Source organism: Pseudomonas sp. 8 R 14 (assembly GCF_900005955.1).
GTDB classification, from domain to species: domain Bacteria; phylum Pseudomonadota; class Gammaproteobacteria; order Pseudomonadales; family Pseudomonadaceae; genus Aquipseudomonas; species Aquipseudomonas marginalis.
Genome location: NZ_CVTH01000055.1, coordinates 36,270 through 56,230, shown reverse-complemented (window position 1 = coordinate 56,230; position 19,961 = coordinate 36,270). Strand labels below are relative to the sequence as shown.

Here is a 19,961-nt window from a genome sequence, read left to right as displayed (position 1 = left end):
TGAGCTCGACGCAAAAACTATCGTCTTTTCATCGTTGGGAGCAAGGCTAAACTCGGGTTACTAACGCCCATAGAGGTTTGAACTGATGACACTCGCGCCCTTTCACCTGGCAATTCCGGTATTCGATCTCGCCGCTGCACGGCACTTCTACGGCGACGTCTTTGGGTTGGAGGAGGGCCGCTCCAGCGAACACTGGGTCGACTTCAACTTCTTCGGCCATCAACTGGTGATCCACGAACACCCGAAAACCGCCTCCCAGGAAGCCGCCCACACCAACGCCGTCGACGGCCACGACGTGCCCGTGCCGCATTTTGGCGTGGTGCTGGGCTGGGAAGATTGGCACGCCCTGGCAGACCGTTTACAGGCGCGGCAGACGACGTTTGTGTTGGAACCGCATATTCGGTTCAAGGGACAGGTGGGTGAGCAGGCGACCTTGTTCCTGTTCGACCCGTGCGGCAATGCGTTGGAGTTCAAGGCATTCAGGGATATTGGGCAGTTGTTTGCGAAGTAAGGTTGTACGCAGCCCCCCACGCAAAACGTCTGTGCCAGACACACAAAAGCCGCGCAATGCGCGGCTTTCGAATTGGTGGGCCCACACGGACTTGAACCGTGGACCAAAGGATTATGAGTCCTCTGCTCTGACCAACTGAGCTATAGGCCCTCAGTAGGTCGCGGATTATAACGATGGTTTCTCCACTGTGCTATCCGAAAAATCCTCAATGCTCCTGCGAAGGAAGGTAGCCGCAAAAAGCTCGGGCGGTAGCGGCAGGCTGACGATGTAGCCCTGCATCTGTTCGCAGCCTTCAGCGGCCAGGAAGGCTTGCTGTGCGGGGTTCTCCACGCCTTCTGCGATGATGGTGAATTGCATGCTGTGGCCCAGGGCGATGATGGCGCGCACGATGGCGACGTCGTGGGGGTCGTCAGGCAGGCCGCGGACGAAGGACTGGTCGATCTTCAGGAAATCCAGTGGCAGGCGCTTGAGATAGCTGAGGGACGAATAGCCGGTGCCGAAATCGTCGATCGCCAGCTGTACGCCCAGGCGCTTGAGTTGGTGCAGGACTGCCAGCGCTTCTTCGGCCTGGCTCATGATGAAGTTTTCAGTGATCTCCAGTTGCAGGCAGCCCGGTTCGAGGCTGTAGTCGCGTAGTAGCTGTTCGATACGAGCCAGTAAACCAGGGTGGCGCAGTTGCGCGCCGGCGAGGTTGACCGATAGCGGGCCAAAACCATCGAAAGTGCTTTGCCAGGTGTGCATTTGCAGGCAGGCGTGCTCCAGCACCCAGTCGCCAATCTGCAGGATCATGCCGTTCTCTTCGGCCAGGGCAATGAAGTGTTCGGGCGAGACGTCGCCAAAGGTGGGGTGGTGCCAGCGGATCAAGGCTTCGGCGCCGATCAATTCTTGTGTCAGCAGGCTCAGTTTTGGCTGGTAATACAGGACCAACTCATCACGTTCGATGGCTCGCCGCAGTTCGTGCTCCAGTGCCACGCGCTCGTTGGCCTGAGCTGTCAGGTCGCGGGTGTAACTTTCGACCCGGTTACGCCCCTTGGCCTTGGAGCGGTACATCGCGGCGTCGGCGTTCTTGACCAGGGTGGCCACGTCGGTGCCGTCCTGGGGGTACAGGCTGGTGCCGATGCTGGCGCTGATGAAGAACTCGTGTTCGCCGGCCTGGAACGGTGGGGTGAAGCAGGCCAGCAGCTTATTGGCCAGTTGCTCGGCGTCGCTGGCGTGTTGCAGGCCGGGCAGCAGGATGATGAATTCATCGCCGCCCAGGCGCGCGACGGTGTCGATGTCACGCAGTTGCTCCTTGAGGCGTACGGCGATGTCTTTGAGCAGCAGGTCGCCGATCGGGTGGCCGAGGCTGTCATTGATGTGTTTGAAACGATCCAGGTCGAGAAACAGCACCGCGCCTTGTTTGCCGGTTTCCTGATGGCCGTTGAGGGCCGCCTGCAGCCGACTTTCAAACAGTGTGCGGTTCGGCAGGCCGGTCAGCGGGTCGTGGTGCGCCTGATAGTCGAGGCGCGCCTGGGCCAGCTTGAGGCTGGAGATGTCGGCAAACACCGCGACAAAATGCGTGATCAACTGGTCGCGATTGCGCACGGCGCTGATGGTCAGCCAGCTGGGGTACAACTCGCCGTTCTTGCGGCGGTTGGAGATTTCGCCCTGCCAATGACCTTGGGCCGTCAACTGGTGCCACATGGCGGCGTAGAAGGCGCTGTCATGCAGGCCGGAGGCGAGCAGGCGCGGTGTCTGGCCAAGGGCTTCGGCTTCGCTGTAGCCGGTGATCTCGCTGAAGGCGCGGTTGACGGCGCTGATGTTCTGGCGCGTGTCGGTGATCAATACGCCCTCGGCGGTACTCTCGAATACCGTGGCGGCCTGTTGCAGTTTTTCCTGCATCAGCTGGCGCTCGGTGATGTCCCGGGCGATGGTGAGCATGCAGTCTTCACCGGCAATTGGCAGTGGTCGGCTGGAGACTTCGCACAGCCGGATCTGCCCGTCGCTGCGGCGTATATGGCAGATGAAGTCACGCACGTATCCATCTTGATGCATCAACTCCAGCATGTGCTTGCGTTCGTTAAGATCGACCCAGATGCCCAGGTCAAGGGTCGATTGGTCGAGGGATGTCGTGCTGTTGAAGCCGGTGATGCGACTGAAACCATCGTTCACTTCAATCAGCAGGCCATCCCGCTGGCGGCTCAGCAGCAAGCCATCGGGAGAGGCGTGGAAGGCCTTGGCGAATTTCTCTTCGGAGATTTGCAGTTGTTGCTGGGTTTCCTTGAGCTGGGTGATGTCGCGGACCACCACCACAATGGCTTCAGTGGTGTCGAGTTGAAACGGCTCGGCGGAAATCAGCCCGATAAAGGCCTGGCCATTGCTGCGCAGAAAGGGCATTTCCAGGTTGCGAATGCTGGTGGTTTGCACGCGTTTCAACAGATCGGGGCCGATACCGGGGATGCCCCAGATATTCAGGGCGGTCGCGGTTTTTCCGATCACCTGCGCGGCTTTCAGGCCCACTTGGTCCTCAAATGCTTTGTTGACCTCAAGCAGGCAGCCATCGGACAGTCGCGCGATCACCAGGATGTCCGGGCATTGCTGAAACACGGAAGCAAATTTTTGCTCGGAAAGCTGCAGCGCCTCTTCAGTACGTTTGGCTTCGCTGATGTCGATCATCAAGCCCCGCAACACTGGCTCATGGCCGTGTTCGATCAGGCTCACAATGTCGCGCACCCAAAGGCAGCGGCCGTCCGCCGTGATCACCCGATAGTCGATGCTGTGGTCGCGGTTGGCGCGGGTTTCCCGGTAGCAATAGGCTTCGGCGCGGATGAGGTCGGCGGGGTGAATGATATTGCGCCAGAAGCCCGGAATCAGCCAATGGGCGCGCGGGTAACCGAGCAGATCCTCGGCGTGGGGTGACACATAGCTGTAGGTGAAATCGCTAACGCTGGCTTCCCAGGCGATGGCAGACAGGCTCTCCACCAGGCCGCGATAGTGGTATTCGCTGCTGCGCAGTTCCTGTTCGAGGGCGACGCGGCGGGAAATTTCCGAGCTCAGTCGGCGATTGATCCGAATGACGATGGCCAATACGGTGCTCAACAACAGCACGGCGGGCAGGCCGTACATCAGCAGGTCGGTCCAGAACGTACGGTGGTCGGTGAGGCTGCCCACCCAGTGTTGCTGGATGGCTTCGGTTTCGGCCGGGCTGAGGTCAGCGAGAACCTTGTCCAGGATGCCCACCAGTATTTTGTTGTCCCGTGGTACACCCATCGCCAATTGATAGCGGTACGGCGTTTCACCACTTACGTACAGGCCATCGAGCTTGAGCTGGCGCAGACTCCAGACGCTTGACGCGAGGTCGCCCACCACGGCGTCGACTTCGTCGGTGGCCAACGCCTGCAGCGTCGAACTGACATTGGGCAGGGCCACCAGGTTGAGGTCTGGATGGTGGGTGCGTAGCAGTTCATGGGGGGCATAATTTTCCACCACAGCAATCTTCAGCCCATAAAGGTCATTGAGGTTGCGTGGTCGGGCGCCGCCTTCATGGGCAAGGATGACAATGGGAAAGTCCAGGTAAGGGCGTGTGAATGCCATGAAGTCCTGGCGCTCGGGGGTAGACATGATGCCCGGCAGCAGGTCGAGTTGGTTGTGGCGTGCCCGCTCCAGCAAGGCACTCCAATTGACCGGCTCAATCAGTTTGATCCTGACCCCCAGGCGTTCCTGGATCAGGCGTACGTAGTCCGCCGCCAGGCCTTGGTAGCGGCCCTCTTCATCACGGTATTCGAAAGGTGGCCAGGAGGCGTCCACCCCCACGCGCAACTCCTGATGGTCCGCCAGCCAGCCACGCTCATCATCGCTAAGAGTCAACGCGCCAGCCGTTGCGGTCCAGGTCAGCAGCGACAGCAGTAACACAGTCGGCAATCTGGGCATAACGGTCTCGTTATGGCACGGGGAATGTTTCGAGTGTAGACGGGCATTGCGGGGGAGGGGATTTGCGCGGGATTTTATCTGTACAAAGCAAAACCCCCGGCCTGGGCCGGGGGTTCTGGTGTCACTCGTCGAGGAAGGAGCGCAGATGCTCGCTCCGCGTCGGGTGGCGCAACTTGCGCAACGCCTTGGCTTCGATCTGGCGGATCCGCTCGCGGGTCACGTCAAACTGCTTACCGACTTCCTCAAGGGTGTGGTCGGTATTCATGTCGATGCCGAAACGCATGCGCAGTACCTTGGCTTCACGGGCAGTGAGGCCGGACAGTACGTCGCGGGTCGCTTCTTTAAGGCTCTCAACAGTGGCGACATCGATTGGCGACTGCATGGTCGAGTCTTCGATGAAGTCACCCAGGTGGGAGTCTTCGTCATCACCGATCGGGGTTTCCATGGAGATCGGCTCTTTAGCGATCTTCAATACCTTGCGGATTTTATCCTCAGGCATTTCCATGCGTTCGCCCAGCTCTTCCGGGGTCGGTTCGCGACCCATTTCCTGCAACATCTGCCGGGAAATACGGTTGAGCTTGTTGATCGTCTCGATCATGTGCACCGGAATACGGATGGTGCGGGCCTGGTCGGCGATCGAGCGAGTGATCGCCTGACGGATCCACCAGGTGGCATAAGTCGAGAACTTGTAGCCGCGACGGTATTCGAACTTGTCCACAGCCTTCATCAAGCCGATGTTGCCTTCCTGGATCAGATCGAGGAATTGCAGGCCACGGTTGGTGTACTTCTTGGCGATGGAGATCACCAGGCGCAAGTTCGCTTCAACCATCTCTTTCTTCGCGCGGCGGGCCTTGGCCTCACCGATCGACATGCGACGGTTGATGTCCTTGATCTCGGCAATCGTCAGACCGGTTTCGGTCTCAAGCGCGGTCAGCTTCTGCTGGCAACGGATGATGTCCGGCTGCAGGCGACCAATGGCTTCAGCGTACTTCGCCTTACCTTTGGCCAGGGCGTCGCTCCAGCTTTCGTCAACTTCGTGGCCCGGGAACTGGCGCAGGAAGTCGGTACGCGGCATGCGCGCATCACGGACACAGAGCTGCATGATCGCACGCTCTTGTGCACGCAGACGCTCAAGGGCGCTACGAACGCGTTCAACCAGGCCTTCGAATTGCTTCGGGACCAGCTTGATCGGCATGAACAGCTCAGCCAGCGCCAGCAGCTCGGCAATTGCCAGCTTGTTGGAGCGACCGTGCTTTTTCAGGGCCTTGCGGGTGATTTCCATTTGATCGGAAACCGCGCCGAAACGCTGGGCAGCAATGATCGGGTCTGGGCCGCTTTCGACTTCGTCTTCGTCGTCGGTGCTGGCTTCAGCCTCGTCGTCTTCGGTGTCATCGTCCGCTTTCGCGGCTTTGGCATCGACAGGCGGCGGTACTTCGGCAGCAGGCGGCGCGATGCCGTCGTCCGGGTCGATATAACCGCTCAGGACGTCGGACAGGCGGCCACCTTCGGTGGTGACGCGAGTGTACTCGGAGAGAATGTGGTCAACCGTGCCAGGGAAGTGCGCGATTGCGCCCATCACTTCACGGATACCCTCTTCGATACGCTTGGCGATTTCGATCTCGCCTTCGCGCGTCAGCAACTCGACGGTACCCATTTCACGCATATACATGCGCACAGGGTCAGTCGTGCGACCGATGTCGGTCTCCACCGCGGCCAACGCGGCAGCGGCTTCTTCAGCGGCTGCCTCGTCGGTATCGGCGTCGGCCAACATAAGGGCGTCCGCATCCGGAGCACTCTCGTGTACGGGGATCCCCATGTCATTAATCATGCGGATGATGTCTTCCACCTGCTCTGGATCTGAAATATCCTCAGGCAGGTGATCGTTGACCTCTGCGTAAGTCAGATACTTCTGCTCACGACCAAGGGTGATCAACTCTTTGATACGAGACTGCTGTTGCGCTTTTCCGGACATAACACCCTATCCACTGAAGGTCTTGGCGGGCAAAAAACAAGCCGAGGATTATACCCGAGCTATGACCTCACACGCCAGCTGAGGTCGGGTTTGATGCGGAAACATTCTGTTTTAAGAGGTCGCGCATCTGTTTTGCTATCTGAATTTGCTCTTCAGCCGATAATCCCGGCTGTCTTGCTCTCTTGATCAGTTCATCGAGGGTCTGCGTGTGCTGGCCCGCGGATAACCTAGTAATGGTGTCTAAAAACTGTTGTTCAAGGTTATCGCCGTCAATTAGCCACTCCTTTTCCGCGAGTGCCTTCAACAAACGACCCTGTTCCGTGCCATGCCAGCGAGCCATCAGCTGAATGGAGTTTAGCTTAGGATTTTTCTGCACGGCCTCGATCAGTGCGATCAGCACCTGAGCGTAGGTATTGCTCGCGTTGGCAAAATGGTCGGCGCTTTCAACCTTGCTCGCTAATTGCGGGTGGTGGATAAGCGTGCGCAGGGCAATCAATGTGGGCGCTTCTACGGCGACCGGCGTGCGAGGTGCGTAGGCTTCATCGCGATCGCCGCGCTTGCCGTTTTTGCTCCAGGGTTTCTTGTCCCATTTCTTGCCGCCGGCACCGGGCTTCTTCGGCGTCCATTCCTGCTGGGGGGCATACGCCTCCTGGGGTTGATGGAAGTCGGCATAGTCCGGCATGGCGTCATAATCCATGCCTGGGTCGTAGGCAGGCGGCGCGTCCTGCGGCGCGCTGTGCACCAGCTGGCTGACGGCCTCGCCACTCAGTCCTGTAATTTCCAGCAGGCGTTGGCGCATCAGGGTGCGCAGGTTCGCGCCTGGAACCTTGTCGATCAAGGGTGCCGCGAGGGTGGCCATATGGGCCTTGCCTTCGAGGGAGCGTGGGTCGGCTTCTTCGGTCAGTTGCTGGAAGAAATAATCCGCCAACGGCTGCGCATGTTGATTGATGCGGGCGCGGAATGCGTCGGTGCCTTCGGAGCGCACCAGGGTATCCGGGTCTTCCCCTTCGGGCAGGAACAGGAAGCGCGCGCGGCGCCCATCCTGCAGGCTCGACAGGGTGGCTTCGAGCGCGCGCCAGGCGGCGTTGCGGCCGGCCTGGTCGCCGTCGAAGCAGAACAGCACGCTTGGCACGACGCGAAACAGGCGCTTCAAGTGTTCTTCGCTGGTGGCGGTGCCGAGGGTGGCCACGGCGTTGCGCAAACCTTGCTGGGCCAGGGCGATCACGTCCATATAGCCTTCGACCACGATGATTTCATCGAGGTTTCGATTGTTCTTGCGCGCTTCGAACAGGCCGTAGAGTTCCTGGCCCTTGTGGAATACCGGGGTTTCCGGGGAGTTCAGGTACTTGGGCTTGTCATCCCCCAGCACTCGGCCGCCGAAGGCGATGATGCGGCCACGGCTGTCGCGGATCGGGAACATTACGCGGTCGCGGAAGCGGTCGTAGCGCTTGCCGGTCTCGGCGTTCTCAACCAGAAGGCCGGCGTCGATCATGGCTTTTTGCTGCAGGGTATCGCTGCTCAGGTGTTTGTACAGGTTGTCCCAGCCAGGTGGAGCAAAGCCGAGGCCGAAGTCGCGGGCGATTTCGCCGGTCAGGCCGCGCCCCTTCAGGTAGTCGACGGCGGCCTTGCGCTGTGGATGGCTTTTAAGGGCCTGACGGTAGAAGTCGGCAGCGGCAGTCAGCAGCGGGTACAGAGGCGAGTCGGTGGGTTGCCGTGGTTTATGCGGGCGGCCACTTTCTTCGCGGGGGACTTCCATGCCGGCGGCTTTCGCCAGGTCCTCGATCGCCTGGGGGAAGTCCAGGTTGTCGTGGTCCATCAGGAAGCCGAGGGCGTTGCCGCCTGCGCCGCAGCCGAAGCAGTAGTAGAACTGCTTGTCGGGGCTGACGCTGAATGACGGGGTTTTTTCCTTGTGGAACGGGCAGCAGGCTGTGTAGTTTTTGCCGGCCTTCTTCAATTGCAGGCGCGAGCTGACAACATCGACAATGTCGGTGCGGTTCAGAAGGTCGTCAATAAAGCTCTGGGGAATCAGCCCGGCCATGGCGTTCTCGTCATCACTGCGTGTAAATGAGTGCCCGTGAAGTGCTCAAGCGCACGTATCGAATGGCTTGACCATCAATCGTCTGCTTGGGCTGTCAGGAAGTGTATCTGCCGAACATTCACTGACGTTAGTTTCAATCAGTGTGTCGGCCTGGAAATGTTGCCCTCGAGTCCGGCGCCGGCCAATCGTGGCCTCGGATGCTCGTCGCTGGGCACAGCCGATACAGTTGATCGCCTGCTTATAAAATGAGTGTGCTCGTCAATAGCCTTGTTAGGCTCGTCAGAAGAGACGTGCACCGCTGGCAAAAGAGCCAGTCCTGACGTTTGAAGCAGGTGTATCAGTCGCGTGTGCGGCGTCAACGATGAAGCATCAAGCGATATCCGCAAATGCCAACAGCCCGGCTGAGGGCCGGGCTTGGCAGAAGCTTGCTACGAACGTCCGTGTATTAGTACAGACGAACGGCGCGGCGCTGTTCGCGCTGAACTTTCTTGGCGTGACGCTTAACAGCGGCTGCTGCTTTACGCTTACGCTCAGAAGTTGGCTTCTCATAAAATTCGCGGCTACGAACTTCAGCCAGAACACCGGCTTTTTCGCAGGAGCGCTTGAAACGACGCAGAGCTACGTCGAAGGGTTCGTTCTCTTTTACTTTGACGGCTGGCATCCAGAGCTACCTTCTTTCATTACCGGGAATCAACGTTCTCGTCGCAAAAAATTCGCGGCTGAGGTCGTCGGTTTTTAAGGGTTGCGGATGTTAACCCCTCATTGGCAGGAATGCAAAGCCTCTGATCGAAAACCGCTAGTCGGGAGGGGGAGTGGCGACTATTATGCGCGCCTTCGAATTCAGCCTCTACAAGGCGCAAACCCATGCTAGTACTGGGACTTGAAACCTCCTGCGACGAAACCGGTGTCGCACTTTACGACAGTGAACGCGGGCTCTTGGCCGATGCACTGTTCAGTCAGATCGACTTGCATCGGGCCTATGGCGGCGTTGTGCCGGAGCTGGCCAGTCGTGATCACGTCAAACGTATGCTGCCGTTGATTCGCCAGGTGTTGGACGAGGCCGGTTGCGTGCCGACCGAGATCGATGCGATTGCCTATACGGCGGGCCCTGGATTGGTCGGAGCCCTTCTGGTTGGCGCCTCTTGTGCCCAGGCGCTGGCTTTTGCATGGGGCATTCCGGCCCTCGGCGTGCACCATATGGAAGGCCATTTACTGGCGCCGATGCTGGAAGAAAACCCGCCGCAGTTCCCGTTCGTCGCTTTGTTGGTTTCGGGCGGGCATACGCAGCTGGTCCAGGTCGACGGAATCGGTCAATACACGCTGTTGGGCGAGTCCTTGGACGACGCCGCCGGCGAAGCTTTCGACAAGACCGCGAAGATGATGGGCCTCAATTACCCGGGTGGGCCGGAAATCGCCCGCCTGGCCGAAAAAGGCGTTGTCGGTCGCTACACCTTCCCGCGCCCGATGTGCGATCGCCCTGGTCTGATGTTCAGCTTCAGCGGCTTGAAAACCTCCGCGTTGAATACCTGGCAGCACAGTGTCAGCGCCGGGGACGACAGTGAGCAAGCCCGTTGCGACATCGCGCTGGCGTTCCAGCAGGCCGTGGTGGAGACTTTGACCATCAAGTGCAAGCGCGCCCTGAAACAGGCCGGCATGAAGCGCCTGGTGATCGCCGGTGGCGTCAGCGCCAACAAGGCGTTGCGCAGTTCATTGGAAAAGATGCTTGGTGATATGAAGGGGGATGTGTTCTACGCCCGCCCTGAGTTCTGCACCGACAACGGCGCGATGATCGCCTATGCCGGTTGTCAGCGCCTGCAGGCGGGGCAGCACGAAAGCCTGGCGATCAGCGTGCAGGCGCGCTGGCCGATGGAGCAACTGCCGCCCTTGTAAGGGGGCAACGTGAGTCGGGCTCATTGGCGGTATTTAAAAATGCCGTTCGCGCCCGGCAAACAGGTCGCGTAGATTGCCCCGGTGTCGCCAGACGATCAGCAGTGTCAGCACGCTCATCGGCAGCAGCGCCGCCGGTTCCTGCCAGGCCAGCAACGGCAGGGTGAGCGGTGTGGCGATCAGAGCTGCCAGCGAGCTGGTGCGGGTCAGGTAGAACGTCAGCAGCCAGGCGAGCACGGCCAGCAACGCCGCTGGCGGGTAGATCCCCAGCAGCATGCCGGCTGCCGTGGCGACACCTTTACCGCCGCGAAAACGGAAGTACAGGGGAAACAGATGGCCGAGGACGGCGCACACGCCCACCCAGGCCTGCTGCTGCAGGGTCAGGCCGGCGAGGCTGGCGATCAGTACGGGCAACAGGCCCTTGCATACGTCGCCCAGCAGCGTCAGTACGGCGAGCTTCTTGCCGGCCAGGCGCAACATATTGGTGGCGCCGGCATTGCCTGAACCACTCATTCGCGGGTCGGGATTTCCCGTCAGGCGGCTGAGCAAAATGGCGAAGGACAGCGAGCCGAGCAGGTAGGCGAGAATCGCCAGTGACCAAAACATGCTAACTATTCCGGGCGAGGATGCCCTGATTCTAACGGGGCATCGCGCCCTTGTCGTGCTGCGGAGAAGAGCTTGGACAGAGTGTTTATCGAAGGCCTGGAAGTCGACACCGTGATCGGGGCCTACGACTGGGAGCGCGGGATCCGCCAATGCCTGCGCCTGGACCTGAGCTTCGCTTGGGATAACCGCCCGGCTGCGGCTGGCGACGACCTGGCCCTGGCACTGGATTACGCCAGTGTGTCCGCGCGGATCCAGGCCTTTGCCGAGCAGTCCCAGTACCAGCTGGTCGAGACCTTTGCCGAACGCCTGGCCGAACTGCTGATGAGCGAGTTCCAGATTCCCTGGCTGCACCTCAAGCTGACCAAGCCCGGCGCAGTGCCGGCTGCCAAGGGTGTAGGCGTGGAGATTGAGCGCGGATGTCGCTGACTCAGGTTTACCTTGGCCTCGGTAGTAATATCGAGCGCGAGCCCCACCTGCGCGCCGGTCTCGACGCGTTGGCGAGTTTCCTTACGGATATGCGCTGCTCGGCGGTGTTCGAGAGCCAGCCGGTGGGCATCAAAAGCGGGCCATTCTTCAATCTGGTGGTGTCGGCCTATACCGACCTGTCATTGATGGAGTTGGATCGTCGGTTGAAATCCATCGAGGCTGACAATGGCCGCTATGCGCCGGATCGCAAAGGCCTGCCGCTGGATATCGACGTGCTGCTGTACGGCGAGTTGGTGGGTGACTTCGATGGTTTGATCCTGCCGCGGGCGGAGATCCTGAAAAATGCCTTTGTGCTGTGGCCGCTGTCGATGATGGCGCCGGACCGGGTGCACCCTGAAGCGGGCAAGACGATGGCTGCGTTGTGGCGTGATGCTCAGATTGATCAGGTGCTGGCGCCTGTCGGGTTTGAATGGCAGGGCCAGCAACTCACCCCGGACTCGCTCCTACAAGGGTTTGTGTAGTTCCTTGTAGGCTTTGAGTGCCCTGAGTCGTTCACGCTTGAGTGCCTCGCCCAACTCCGGCCCCTTGAATCCCCGCTCAAGCAGTGGCGCAACTGCAACCTCGCGCGCTGCTTTCGCCGCGCCGCGTAAGTAATCCGCCTGTGGATAACTTCTTCGCTCCAGCCCCTTGCGGCCCCGGGCATCCATTTCGCAGGCGACCACAAACTCCTCAAAGCGCTGTGGCCTGCGGTATACGTCAAAACTTTGCAGCAACTCCAGCAACGTCGAGGCTTTCAGCTCCAGCGCGCGATGACCGTGGGTGTGATACTGGCCCACCAACAGCGCCAATTCCTGGCAATCCCTTGGCACTTTGAAGCGCTCATTGGCGGCCTTGATCAGCTTCAAGCCTCGATGCTCATGAGCGATGTGCTGCGGTAACTTATCCACAGGCGTCAGGCCCTTGCCCAGGTCATGCAGCAGGCAGGCCCAGCGTACGGTCAGGGGCTGTTTGTGCTCGGCAGCTTGTTCCAGCACGCTCAAGGTGTGCACACCCGTGTCGATCTCGGGGTGATGGGCCTCGGGTTGTGGCACGCCAAAGAGTGCGTCCACTTCCGGCATCAAGGTTTTCAGCGCATTACAGTCCCGAAGTACCTGGATAAACACCTGGGGCTGATCTTCCATCAACGCCCTGGAGATTTCTTTCCAACTGCGCTCTGGGGTCAGGGCTTCCAATTCACCGGACTCGCTGAGTTGACGCATCAGCTCCAGTGTCTCCGGTGCTACCGTAAAACCCAGGTGTGCGTAGCGCGCGGCAAAACGGGCGACACGCAGAACTCTGAGTGGATCTTCGGCGAATGCGGGGGAAACGTGACGAAGTATGCGGGACTCAAGGTCGCGCTGGCCGTGATACGGATCAGTCAGGTTGCCGTCGTCGTCTTCGGCGATGGCGTTGATGGTCAGGTCGCGACGGATCAGGTCTTCTTCCAGCGTCACCTCGGGGCTGGCGTGAAACACAAAACCACCGTAACCCCGACCACTCTTGCGCTCGGTGCGGGCCAGGGCGTACTCATCGCCGTTTTTCGGGTCCAGGAACACCGGGAAGTCCGAACCCACTGGCTTGAAGCCCTTGGCGAGCATCTCTTCGGTGCTCGCGCCGACGACCACGCGGTCGACATCGGTGACCTTGATGCCCAGCAGGCGGTCACGCACGGCGCCGCCGACTTTGTAGATTTTCATGAAAAAGCCTCCATTAGCGGCACAGGATACCGCCTGTGCCTGGCCAATGGAGGCTTTGCTGTTTCAGAGATGAACGACGGCCAGGTCCAGGCGGCCGTAGTCGTTGTCGTTGTGATCGTTGCGCGGTGGTACATGGTGGGTCTTCATCACTTGGTCGCCCTGCAGGGTTTCCAGGTGGATGTCGAAGCCCCAGAGCCGATGCAGGTGCTTGAGCACTTCTTCGGTGGATTCGCCCAGGGGTTTGCGGTCGTGCTGCTGGTGGCGCAGGGTCAGCGAGCGGTCGCCGCGCACATCGATACTGTAGATCTGCACGTTGGGCTCACGGTTGCCCAGGTTGTATTGTGCCGCCAGGGTTTCACGGATGGTGCGGTAGCCGGGTTCATCGTGGATGGCCGGCACCACCAGGTCATCCTTGAGGTCATCATCCAGGATGCTGAACAGTTTGAGGTCGCGGATCACCTGGGGTGAGAGGTACTGCAGGATAAAGCTCTCATCCTTGAAGCTGCTCATGGCGAACTTGATCGTCGACAGCCAGTCACTGCCGGCGATTTCCGGGAACCAGCGGCGGTCCTCATCGGTGGGGTGTTCGCACATGCGCCGAATATCGCGGTACATGGCAAAACCCAGCGCGTAAGGGTTGATCCCGCTGTAATACGGGCTGTCGAAGCCGGGTTGGAACACCACGCTGGTGTGGGACGTCAGGAACTCCATCATGAAGCCGTCGGTGACCAGGCCTTCGTCGTACAGGTCGTTCATCAGCGTGTAGTGCCAGAACGTCGCCCAACCTTCGTTCATCACCTGGGTCTGGCGCTGTGGGTAAAAGTACTGGGCGATCTTGCGTACGATACGCACGATTTCCCGTTGCCACGGCTCCAGCAGCGGTGCGTGCTTTTCCAGGAAGTACAGGATGTTTTCCTGTGGTTCGGAGGGGAATCGCGCGTTGTCCTTGTCGCTGTTCTTGCCGGCGCGTTTGGGAATGGTGCGCCACAGGTCGTTGATCTGCTTCTGCAGGTGCTCTTCGCGCTCCTTCTGGCGCAGGCGCTCTTCCTCGGCAGAAATAGGGTACGGGCGCTTGTAGCGGTCGACGCCATAGTTCATCAGGGCATGGCAGGAGTCGAGCAAGTCCTCCACGGCGTCGATACCGTGGCGCTCCTCGCACTGCATGATGTACTGCTTGGCAAACACCAGGTAATCGATGATCGAGCTGGCGTCGGTCCAGGTGCGGAACAGGTAGTTGCCCTTGAAGAAGCTGTTGTGCCCATAGCAGGCATGGGCCACCACCAGCGCCTGCATGCAGATGGTGTTTTCTTCCATCAGGTAGGCGATGCACGGGTCGGAGTTGATCACGATCTCGTAGGCCAGCCCCATCTGCCCCCGGGTGTACGACTTTTCGGTACTGAGGAAGTGTTTGCCGTACGACCAGTGGTGGTAACCCAGGGGCATGCCGACGGAAGCATAGGCATCCATCATCTGTTCGGCCGTGATCACTTCGATCTGGTTGGGGTAGGTGTCCAGGGCATAACCCGCCGCGATGCGGCTGATTTCCCGGTCATAGGCCTGGATCAGTTCAAAGGTCCACTCGGAGCCGGTGGAAATGGGTTGGCGCTTAGTCTCTTTTTTGGCGGTCATGTCACTAACCTGCGCTGGAAGAGTTCACGGAAGACCGGATAGATATCGCCGGCCGAGACCAGTTGCTGCTGGGCGAACGTGTCGGCAAAGGCTTCGCCGATGCGCTCGTATTCAAACCACAGGGCCTGGTGCTCACGGGGGGTGATTTCGACGTAAGTGTAGTACTGCACAAACGGCATGATGTGGTTGATCAGGATGTCGCGGCAGATCGGCGAATCGTCGTTCCAGTTGTCGCCGTCGGAGGCCTGGGCCGCGTAGATATTCCACTCGTTGGCCGGGTAGCGCTCGGCCATGATCTCCTGCATCAGCTTCAAGGCGCTGGACACGATGGTGCCGCCGGTTTCCCTCGAGTAGAAGAACTCCTCCTCATCCACTTCCCGTGCGCTGGTGTGATGGCGGATGAACACCACGTCGATCTTGTCGTAGTTCCGCTTCAGGAACAGGTACAGCAGGATAAAGAAACGCTTGGCGATGTCCTTGGTCGCCTGGGTCATTGAGCCTGACACGTCCATCAGGCAGAACATCACGGCTTTTGAGCTGGGGTTGGGCTGCTTGACCAGCAGGTTGTACTTGAGGTCAAAGGTATCGAGGAACGGCACGCGGTGGATACGCGCGCTGAGTTTCTCTATTTCCGCCTCGATTTCCTGGATATCGCCGAAGTTGTCTGGCTCTTCGCGCTTTAAACGCGCCAACTCTTCCTTTGCCGTCCTCAATTTGGCGCGGCTGCTGCCCGACAGGGCGATACGCCGTGCATGGGCCGAGCGCAGCGTGCGGATGATGTTGATTCGAGAGGGGTTGCCTTCGTTGCTGATCCCGGCGCGTACGGTCTTGAAGGTATCGGTGCCGGTCAGGTTACGCTTCACCAGGTTGGGCAGTTCCAGGTCTTCGAACATGAACTCGAGGAATTCTTCCTGGGTGATCTGGAACACGAACTCGTCCATGCCTTCGCCGGAGTTACCGGCCTTGCCCGGGCCTTTGCCACCGCCACCGCCCTGCGGGCGCTGGATATGCTCGCCGGTGGTGAACTCTTTATTGCCGGGGTGTACGACGGTCTGCTTGCCGCCCCGGCCGTGGTGCAGCACCGGTTCGTCGATGTCGCGTCCGGGAATGCTGATTTGTTCGCCATGCTCCATGTCTGTAATGGAGCGGCGGCTGACGGCCTCTTCAACGGCCTTTTTGATGTGGTCACGGTAACGCCGCAGGAAACGCTGGCGGTTTACCGTGCTCTTGTTCTTGCCATTAAGGCGTCGGTCGATCACATAGCTCATGAGGAGCCCTCCGGGCAGCTTCACGTTACAAGCTTCAAGCGGCGAGCTGGAAGCTTAGAGACAAGCGGTCAACTGCCAGGCCCATGACCTGGCAGTTGACGCCCATCGCTGCCTTACTGCGATTTGCGTACCCGCAGGTACCACTCGGAGAGCAGTCGTACCTGTTTGTCGGTGTAGCCGCGCTCGACCATTCGTGTGACGAAGTCGTTGTGTTTTTGCTGGTCCTCCTTGCTGGCCTTGGCATTGAAGCTGATGACCGGCAGCAGATCCTCGGTGTTGGAGAACATTTTCTTCTCGATGACCACCCGCAGCTTCTCGTAGCTGAGCCAGGTAGGGTTCTTGCCGTTGTTGTTGGCGCGGGCACGCAGTACGAAGTTGACGATTTCGTTGCGGAAATCCTTCGGATTGCTGATGCCGGCGGGTTTCTCGATCTTCTCCAATTCTTCGTTGAGGGCTACGCGGTTGAGGATTTCGCCGGTTTCCGGGTCGCGGTATTCCTGGTCCTGGATCCAGAAGTCCGCATACAGCACGTAGCGGTCGAAGATGTTCTGGCCGTACTCGCTGTAGGACTCCAGGTACGCGGTCTGAATTTCCTTGCCGATAAACTCGATGTAGCGCGGCGCGAGGTATTCCTTGAGGAAGCGCAGGTAGCGTTCGCGGGTTTCGGCCTGGAATTGTTCCTGTTCGATCTGCTGCTCCAGCACATACAGCAGGTGCACCGGGTTGGCGGCGATCTCATGGGGGTCGAAATTGAAGACCTTGGACAGGATCTTGAACGCAAAGCGCGTCGACAGGCCGTTCATGCCTTCATCCACGCCCGCTGTGTCGCGATATTCCTGGATCGACTTGGCCTTGGGATCGGTGTCCTTGAGGTTCTCGCCGTCGTACACGCGCATCTTCGAATAGATATTCGAGTTTTCCGGCTCCTTGAGACGCGACAGCACGGTGAACTGGGCGAGCATCTTCAGTGTGTCGGGTGCGCAGTGGGCCTTGGCCAGGGAGCTGTTGAACAGCAGCTTGTCGTAGATCTTGATTTCATCGCTGACCCGCAGGCAGTACGGCACCTTGACGATGTAGATCCGGTCGATGAAGGCTTCATTGTTCTTGTTGTTGCGGAAGGTGTGCCATTCCGATTCGTTGGAGTGGGCCAGCAGGATCCCGGTGAACGGAATCGCGCCCAGGCCTTCGGTACTGTTGTAGTTGCCTTCCTGGGTGGCGGTGAGCAGTGGGTGCAGCACCTTGATCGGCGCCTTGAACATTTCCACGAATTCCATCAGGCCCTGGTTGGCCCGGCACAACGCGCCCGAGTAGCTGTAGGCGTCGGCGTCGTTCTGCGGGAATTCCTCCAGCTTGCGGATATCGACCTTGCCCACCAGCGCCGAGATGTCCTGGTTGTTCTCATCGCCCGGTTCGGTCTTGGCCACGCCGATTTGGTTGAGGATCGACGGGTAGAGTTTCACCACGCGGAACTGGCTGATGTCGCCGCCGAACTCGGCCAGGCGCTTGGTGGCCCAGGGCGACATGATGGTGTTGAGGTAGCGTCGTGGGATACCGAAGTCTTCTTCGAGGATCGCGCCATCTTCCGTGGCGTTGAACAGGCCCAGGGGCGATTCGAAGACCGGCGAGCCCTTGATGGCGTAGAAGGGCACCTTCTCGATCAGTTGCTTGAGTTTTTCGGCCAGGGACGATTTACCACCGCCAACGGGGCCGAGCAGGTAGAGGATCTGTTTCTTCTCTTCCAGGCCTTGGGCGGCGTGGCGGAAGTAGGAGACGATCTGGTCGATGCATTCTTCCATCCCATGGAAGTCTTCAAAGGCCGGATAGCGGCGGATCACCTTGTTGGAAAATATTCGCGACAGGCGCGAATTATTGGCGGTTTCCACCAGCTCCGGCTCGCCAATCGCCAATAACAGGCGTTCGGCGGCAGATGCGTAGGTGCTGCGGTCCTGCTTGCACAGCTCGAGATACTCTTGCAGCGTGAGTTCTTCCTGCTGTGTGGACGCGAAGCGTTGTTGGAAGTGGCTGAAAATACTCATGACGTCGTCACCTCGCTCGATACGTGGAGCCGACGCCGGATCTATCAGTCGATGCTGGCAGTCATTGGCGAACGCCAATGGCTGTTTTCCCCCCAGAACACCCTGAAACGCTACCGATGACCCGTACGCCGGTGTACCGGCTCTCCCCTGATTCGGATGGCCTGCGCTTAAGGATAGTCGGAATCGGAGAGGGCAAGGGATGATGAGCAATTAGTTTGGCTGCGCCGTTCGTCAGAAACGGCGCGAGCCCAAGCGTCACGCGGGGTAGCGGGGTGTGAAAAAAATTATTGCGAATCGCCGGAGGCAATTTCTGCAGGATACGTCGTACGCCACAGCTCAAAGCCGCCGTCCAGGCTGTAGACGTCGGAGAAGCCCTGGCTGACCAGGTAGGCGGCTGCGCTCTGGCTGGAATTGCCGTGGTAGCAGGCCACGATCAGCGGTGCATCAAGGTCGGCGGCACGGATGAAATCAGCGATGTTGACGTTGTCAAGATGCTGGGCGCCAGCGATATGGGCGGCGGCGTAAGTAGGCTGGTCGCGGATATCGACCACCACTGCACCTTGCTCGCGCAGGGCCTGGGCTTGTTCGGGAGGGATACGTTTGAATTCGCTCATGGCGGGCTCCTATGGCTTGGCTGCAGCCGGCAGGGTAACGGGAAGAGTGGGTTGGCACTGGCAGCCGTGGCGCTCGCCGGTGTCGATGTTCATCAGGGTCATGGCGCCGCCCCACACGCAGCCGGTGTCGAGGGCAAACACGCCAGGTTCGTCGCACTTGCCTTCAAGGGCGGCCCAGTGACCAAAGATGATCCTGGTGTCGCGGGTCTTGCGTTCCTTGTGGGCAAACCATGGTTTGTAGCCGGGCAGCGCCGTGTCGGCGCCTTCCTTGCTCTTGAGGTCCAGCTTGCCCTCGGCGGTGCAGAAGCGCATGCGTGTGAAATAGTTGGTAATCACCCGCAGGCGGGCGACGCCGGTAAGGTCGTTGTCCCACTTCACTGGCTCGTTGCCATACATGCCGTCGAGGTAGGCGGTGTACAGGCTGTCATCGGCCAGGGCGTTTTCGACTTCGGCGGCGCACTTGAGGGCTTTTTTCAGCGTCCACTGCGGCGGGATACCGGCATGGACCAAGGCCATATTGCGGCTTTCGTCGTAATGCATGATCTTTTGCCGACGCAGCCAGTCAAGCAGTTGTGCGCGATCTGGCGCTTCGAGGATTTCGCGCAGGGTATCGCCCTTTTTCAGGCGCTCGATGTTATTGCCGGCCGCCAGCAGGTGCAGGTCATGGTTGCCCAGTACGCACACCAGGGAATCCCGCAGGCTATACAGGTAACGTAGCGTTTCCAGGGACTCGGGGCCGCGATTGACCAGGTCGCCTACCAGCCACAGGCGATCGTTGGCCGGGTCGAAGGCCACCCGTTCAAGCAGGCACTTGAGAGGCTCCAGACAGCCTTGCAGGTCGCCGACCGCGTACGTTGCCATCAGTGCAGGGCGCCTGGTACGGCGAGGCGGAAAGGCTTGATGATGGCGTCGAACAGTTTGCCATCAGTGGCTTTCATCTGATACGAGCCTTGCATGGTGCCGACCTTGGAGGTCATTACCGTGCCGCTGCTGTAAGTGTGGCTGGCGCCAATGTCGATCAACGGTTGCTGGCCGACAACGCCTGCGCCGCGAACTTCCTCGACCTGACCGTCACCGTCGGTGATCACCCAGTGGCGTGACAGCAGCTTGGCCGGCACCTGCCCGTTGTTTTTCACCGTGATGGTGTAGGCAAAGGCGAAGCGGTTCTGTTCAGGTTGCGATTGGTCCGCGAGGAAGCGGGTGACGACGCTGACGTCGATCTGGTAGCGAGGATCGGACATGCAAGAGGCCTTAAAAGCAAAAGCGGAGGACAGCAGATGCGGATCAGTCTAGGCCAAGAGGTGGGCACTAGGCCAGACATGTGTCTGG

Annotated in this window: 16 protein-coding genes and 1 tRNA gene; 4 read left to right on the top strand and 13 right to left on the bottom strand. The window is 59.6% G+C overall.

Annotated features, from left to right (window positions below):
• Window positions 1-85: 85 nt before the first annotated feature.
• Entirely contained in the window at window positions 86-511 is a 426-nt protein-coding gene (locus tag BFQ01_RS11750; RefSeq protein ID WP_027605927.1) for a VOC family protein, read from the top strand.
• Window positions 512-584: 73 nt separating this feature from the next.
• On the opposite strand, the gene BFQ01_RS11745 is transcribed toward BFQ01_RS11750, so the two are convergent.
• The 5 genes from BFQ01_RS11745 to rpsU form a co-directional block, all read right to left on the bottom strand.
• A tRNA-Ile gene (locus BFQ01_RS11745) sits at window positions 585-661 on the bottom strand.
• A gap of 15 nt (window positions 662-676) precedes the next feature.
• Entirely contained in the window at window positions 677-4,420 is a 3,744-nt protein-coding gene (locus BFQ01_RS11740; RefSeq protein WP_065925399.1) for a bifunctional diguanylate cyclase/phosphodiesterase, read from the bottom strand.
• Between the two features lie 121 nt (window positions 4,421-4,541).
• Entirely contained in the window at window positions 4,542-6,392 is a 1,851-nt protein-coding gene (rpoD, locus tag BFQ01_RS11735; RefSeq protein ID WP_065925398.1) for an RNA polymerase sigma factor RpoD, read from the bottom strand.
• Between the two features lie 67 nt (window positions 6,393-6,459).
• Complete coding sequence (dnaG, locus tag BFQ01_RS11730; RefSeq protein WP_027605924.1) at window positions 6,460-8,430, bottom strand: DNA primase; 1,971 nt, start codon at window positions 8,428-8,430, stop codon at window positions 6,460-6,462.
• 445 nt (window positions 8,431-8,875) lie between these two features.
• On the bottom strand, window positions 8,876-9,091 hold the full coding sequence (gene rpsU, locus BFQ01_RS31405) for a 30S ribosomal protein S21 (RefSeq protein WP_002551877.1): 216 nt from the start codon (window positions 9,089-9,091) through the stop codon (window positions 8,876-8,878).
• 203 nt (window positions 9,092-9,294) lie between these two features.
• Between rpsU and tsaD the strand changes: the two genes are divergently transcribed.
• Window positions 9,295-10,320: a tRNA (adenosine(37)-N6)-threonylcarbamoyltransferase complex transferase subunit TsaD gene (gene tsaD, locus BFQ01_RS11720; RefSeq protein ID WP_027605922.1), complete on the top strand. Its 1,026-nt coding sequence runs from the start codon at window positions 9,295-9,297 to the stop codon at window positions 10,318-10,320.
• 33 nt (window positions 10,321-10,353) lie between these two features.
• Here the strand turns inward: tsaD and plsY are convergent, their stop codons facing one another.
• Window positions 10,354-10,923, bottom strand: coding sequence for a glycerol-3-phosphate 1-O-acyltransferase PlsY (gene plsY / locus BFQ01_RS11715; protein ID WP_065925396.1), 570 nt, complete (start codon window positions 10,921-10,923; stop codon window positions 10,354-10,356).
• A 72-nt stretch (window positions 10,924-10,995) separates the two neighbouring features.
• Here plsY and folB point away from each other — a divergent pair, with 72 nt between their 5' ends.
• On the top strand, window positions 10,996-11,349 hold the full coding sequence (gene folB / locus BFQ01_RS11710; protein WP_065925395.1) for a dihydroneopterin aldolase: 354 nt from the start codon (window positions 10,996-10,998) through the stop codon (window positions 11,347-11,349).
• A complete protein-coding gene (folK, locus tag BFQ01_RS11705) occupies window positions 11,340-11,870 on the top strand; it encodes a 2-amino-4-hydroxy-6-hydroxymethyldihydropteridine diphosphokinase (protein ID WP_027605919.1) in 531 nt (176 codons plus the stop codon). The genes folB and folK overlap by 10 nt, the downstream gene beginning before the upstream one ends.
• Here the strand turns inward: folK and BFQ01_RS11700 are convergent.
• From BFQ01_RS11700 to apaG, 7 genes are all read right to left on the bottom strand, one after another.
• Window positions 11,853-13,085 carry a multifunctional CCA addition/repair protein gene (locus tag BFQ01_RS11700; RefSeq protein ID WP_065925394.1) on the bottom strand — a complete coding sequence of 411 codons (1,233 nt, stop codon included), beginning with the start codon at window positions 13,083-13,085 and terminating at the stop codon, window positions 11,853-11,855. The two genes, folK and BFQ01_RS11700, sit on opposite strands and share 18 nt — an antisense overlap.
• Before the next feature lie 63 nt (window positions 13,086-13,148).
• On the bottom strand, window positions 13,149-14,714 hold the full coding sequence (locus BFQ01_RS11695; protein WP_065925393.1) for a SpoVR family protein: 1,566 nt from the start codon (window positions 14,712-14,714) through the stop codon (window positions 13,149-13,151).
• Complete coding sequence (locus BFQ01_RS11690; protein WP_065925392.1) at window positions 14,711-15,982, bottom strand: YeaH/YhbH family protein; 1,272 nt, start codon at window positions 15,980-15,982, stop codon at window positions 14,711-14,713. The genes BFQ01_RS11695 and BFQ01_RS11690 overlap by 4 nt, the downstream gene beginning before the upstream one ends.
• 113 nt (window positions 15,983-16,095) lie before the next feature.
• Window positions 16,096-18,018: a PrkA family serine protein kinase gene (locus BFQ01_RS11685; protein ID WP_003194732.1), complete on the bottom strand. Its 1,923-nt coding sequence runs from the start codon at window positions 18,016-18,018 to the stop codon at window positions 16,096-16,098.
• 284 nt (window positions 18,019-18,302) lie between these two features.
• Window positions 18,303-18,632, bottom strand: coding sequence for a thiosulfate sulfurtransferase GlpE (glpE, locus tag BFQ01_RS11680; protein ID WP_065925391.1), 330 nt, complete (start codon window positions 18,630-18,632; stop codon window positions 18,303-18,305).
• Window positions 18,633-18,641: 9 nt separating this feature from the next.
• Window positions 18,642-19,493: a symmetrical bis(5'-nucleosyl)-tetraphosphatase gene (locus BFQ01_RS11675; protein WP_065925390.1), complete on the bottom strand. Its 852-nt coding sequence runs from the start codon at window positions 19,491-19,493 to the stop codon at window positions 18,642-18,644.
• Complete coding sequence (gene apaG, locus BFQ01_RS11670) at window positions 19,493-19,873, bottom strand: Co2+/Mg2+ efflux protein ApaG (protein ID WP_027605913.1); 381 nt, start codon at window positions 19,871-19,873, stop codon at window positions 19,493-19,495. Before apaG ends, BFQ01_RS11675 begins: the two co-directional genes overlap by 1 nt.
• Between the last annotated feature and the right edge of the window lie 88 nt (window positions 19,874-19,961).

Bases quoted from the DNA above. Each gene is read 5' to 3' on its own strand.
- rpoD (WP_065925398.1), bottom strand. From the start codon at position 6,392: ATGTCCGGAAAAGCGCAACAGCAGTCTCGTATCAAAGAGTTGATCACC.
- BFQ01_RS11675 (WP_065925390.1), bottom strand. From the start codon at position 19,493: ATGGCAACGTACGCGGTCGGCGACCTGCAAGGCTGTCTGGAGCCTCTC.
- glpE (WP_065925391.1), bottom strand. From the start codon at position 18,632: ATGAGCGAATTCAAACGTATCCCTCCCGAACAAGCCCAGGCCCTGCGC.
- dnaG (WP_027605924.1), bottom strand. From the start codon at position 8,430: ATGGCCGGGCTGATTCCCCAGAGCTTTATTGACGACCTTCTGAACCGC.
- BFQ01_RS11690 (WP_065925392.1), bottom strand. From the start codon at position 15,982: ATGAGCTATGTGATCGACCGACGCCTTAATGGCAAGAACAAGAGCACG.
- tsaD (WP_027605922.1), top strand. From the start codon at position 9,295: ATGCTAGTACTGGGACTTGAAACCTCCTGCGACGAAACCGGTGTCGCA.
- BFQ01_RS11700 (WP_065925394.1), bottom strand. From the start codon at position 13,085: ATGAAAATCTACAAAGTCGGCGGCGCCGTGCGTGACCGCCTGCTGGGC.
- apaG (WP_027605913.1), bottom strand. From the start codon at position 19,873: ATGTCCGATCCTCGCTACCAGATCGACGTCAGCGTCGTCACCCGCTTC.
- plsY (WP_065925396.1), bottom strand. From the start codon at position 10,923: ATGTTTTGGTCACTGGCGATTCTCGCCTACCTGCTCGGCTCGCTGTCC.
- BFQ01_RS11740 (WP_065925399.1), bottom strand. From the start codon at position 4,420: ATGCCCAGATTGCCGACTGTGTTACTGCTGTCGCTGCTGACCTGGACC.
- rpsU (WP_002551877.1), bottom strand. From the start codon at position 9,091: ATGCCAGCCGTCAAAGTAAAAGAGAACGAACCCTTCGACGTAGCTCTG.
- BFQ01_RS11685 (WP_003194732.1), bottom strand. From the start codon at position 18,018: ATGAGTATTTTCAGCCACTTCCAACAACGCTTCGCGTCCACACAGCAG.
- BFQ01_RS11695 (WP_065925393.1), bottom strand. From the start codon at position 14,714: ATGACCGCCAAAAAAGAGACTAAGCGCCAACCCATTTCCACCGGCTCC.
- folK (WP_027605919.1), top strand. From the start codon at position 11,340: ATGTCGCTGACTCAGGTTTACCTTGGCCTCGGTAGTAATATCGAGCGC.
- BFQ01_RS11750 (WP_027605927.1), top strand. From the start codon at position 86: ATGACACTCGCGCCCTTTCACCTGGCAATTCCGGTATTCGATCTCGCC.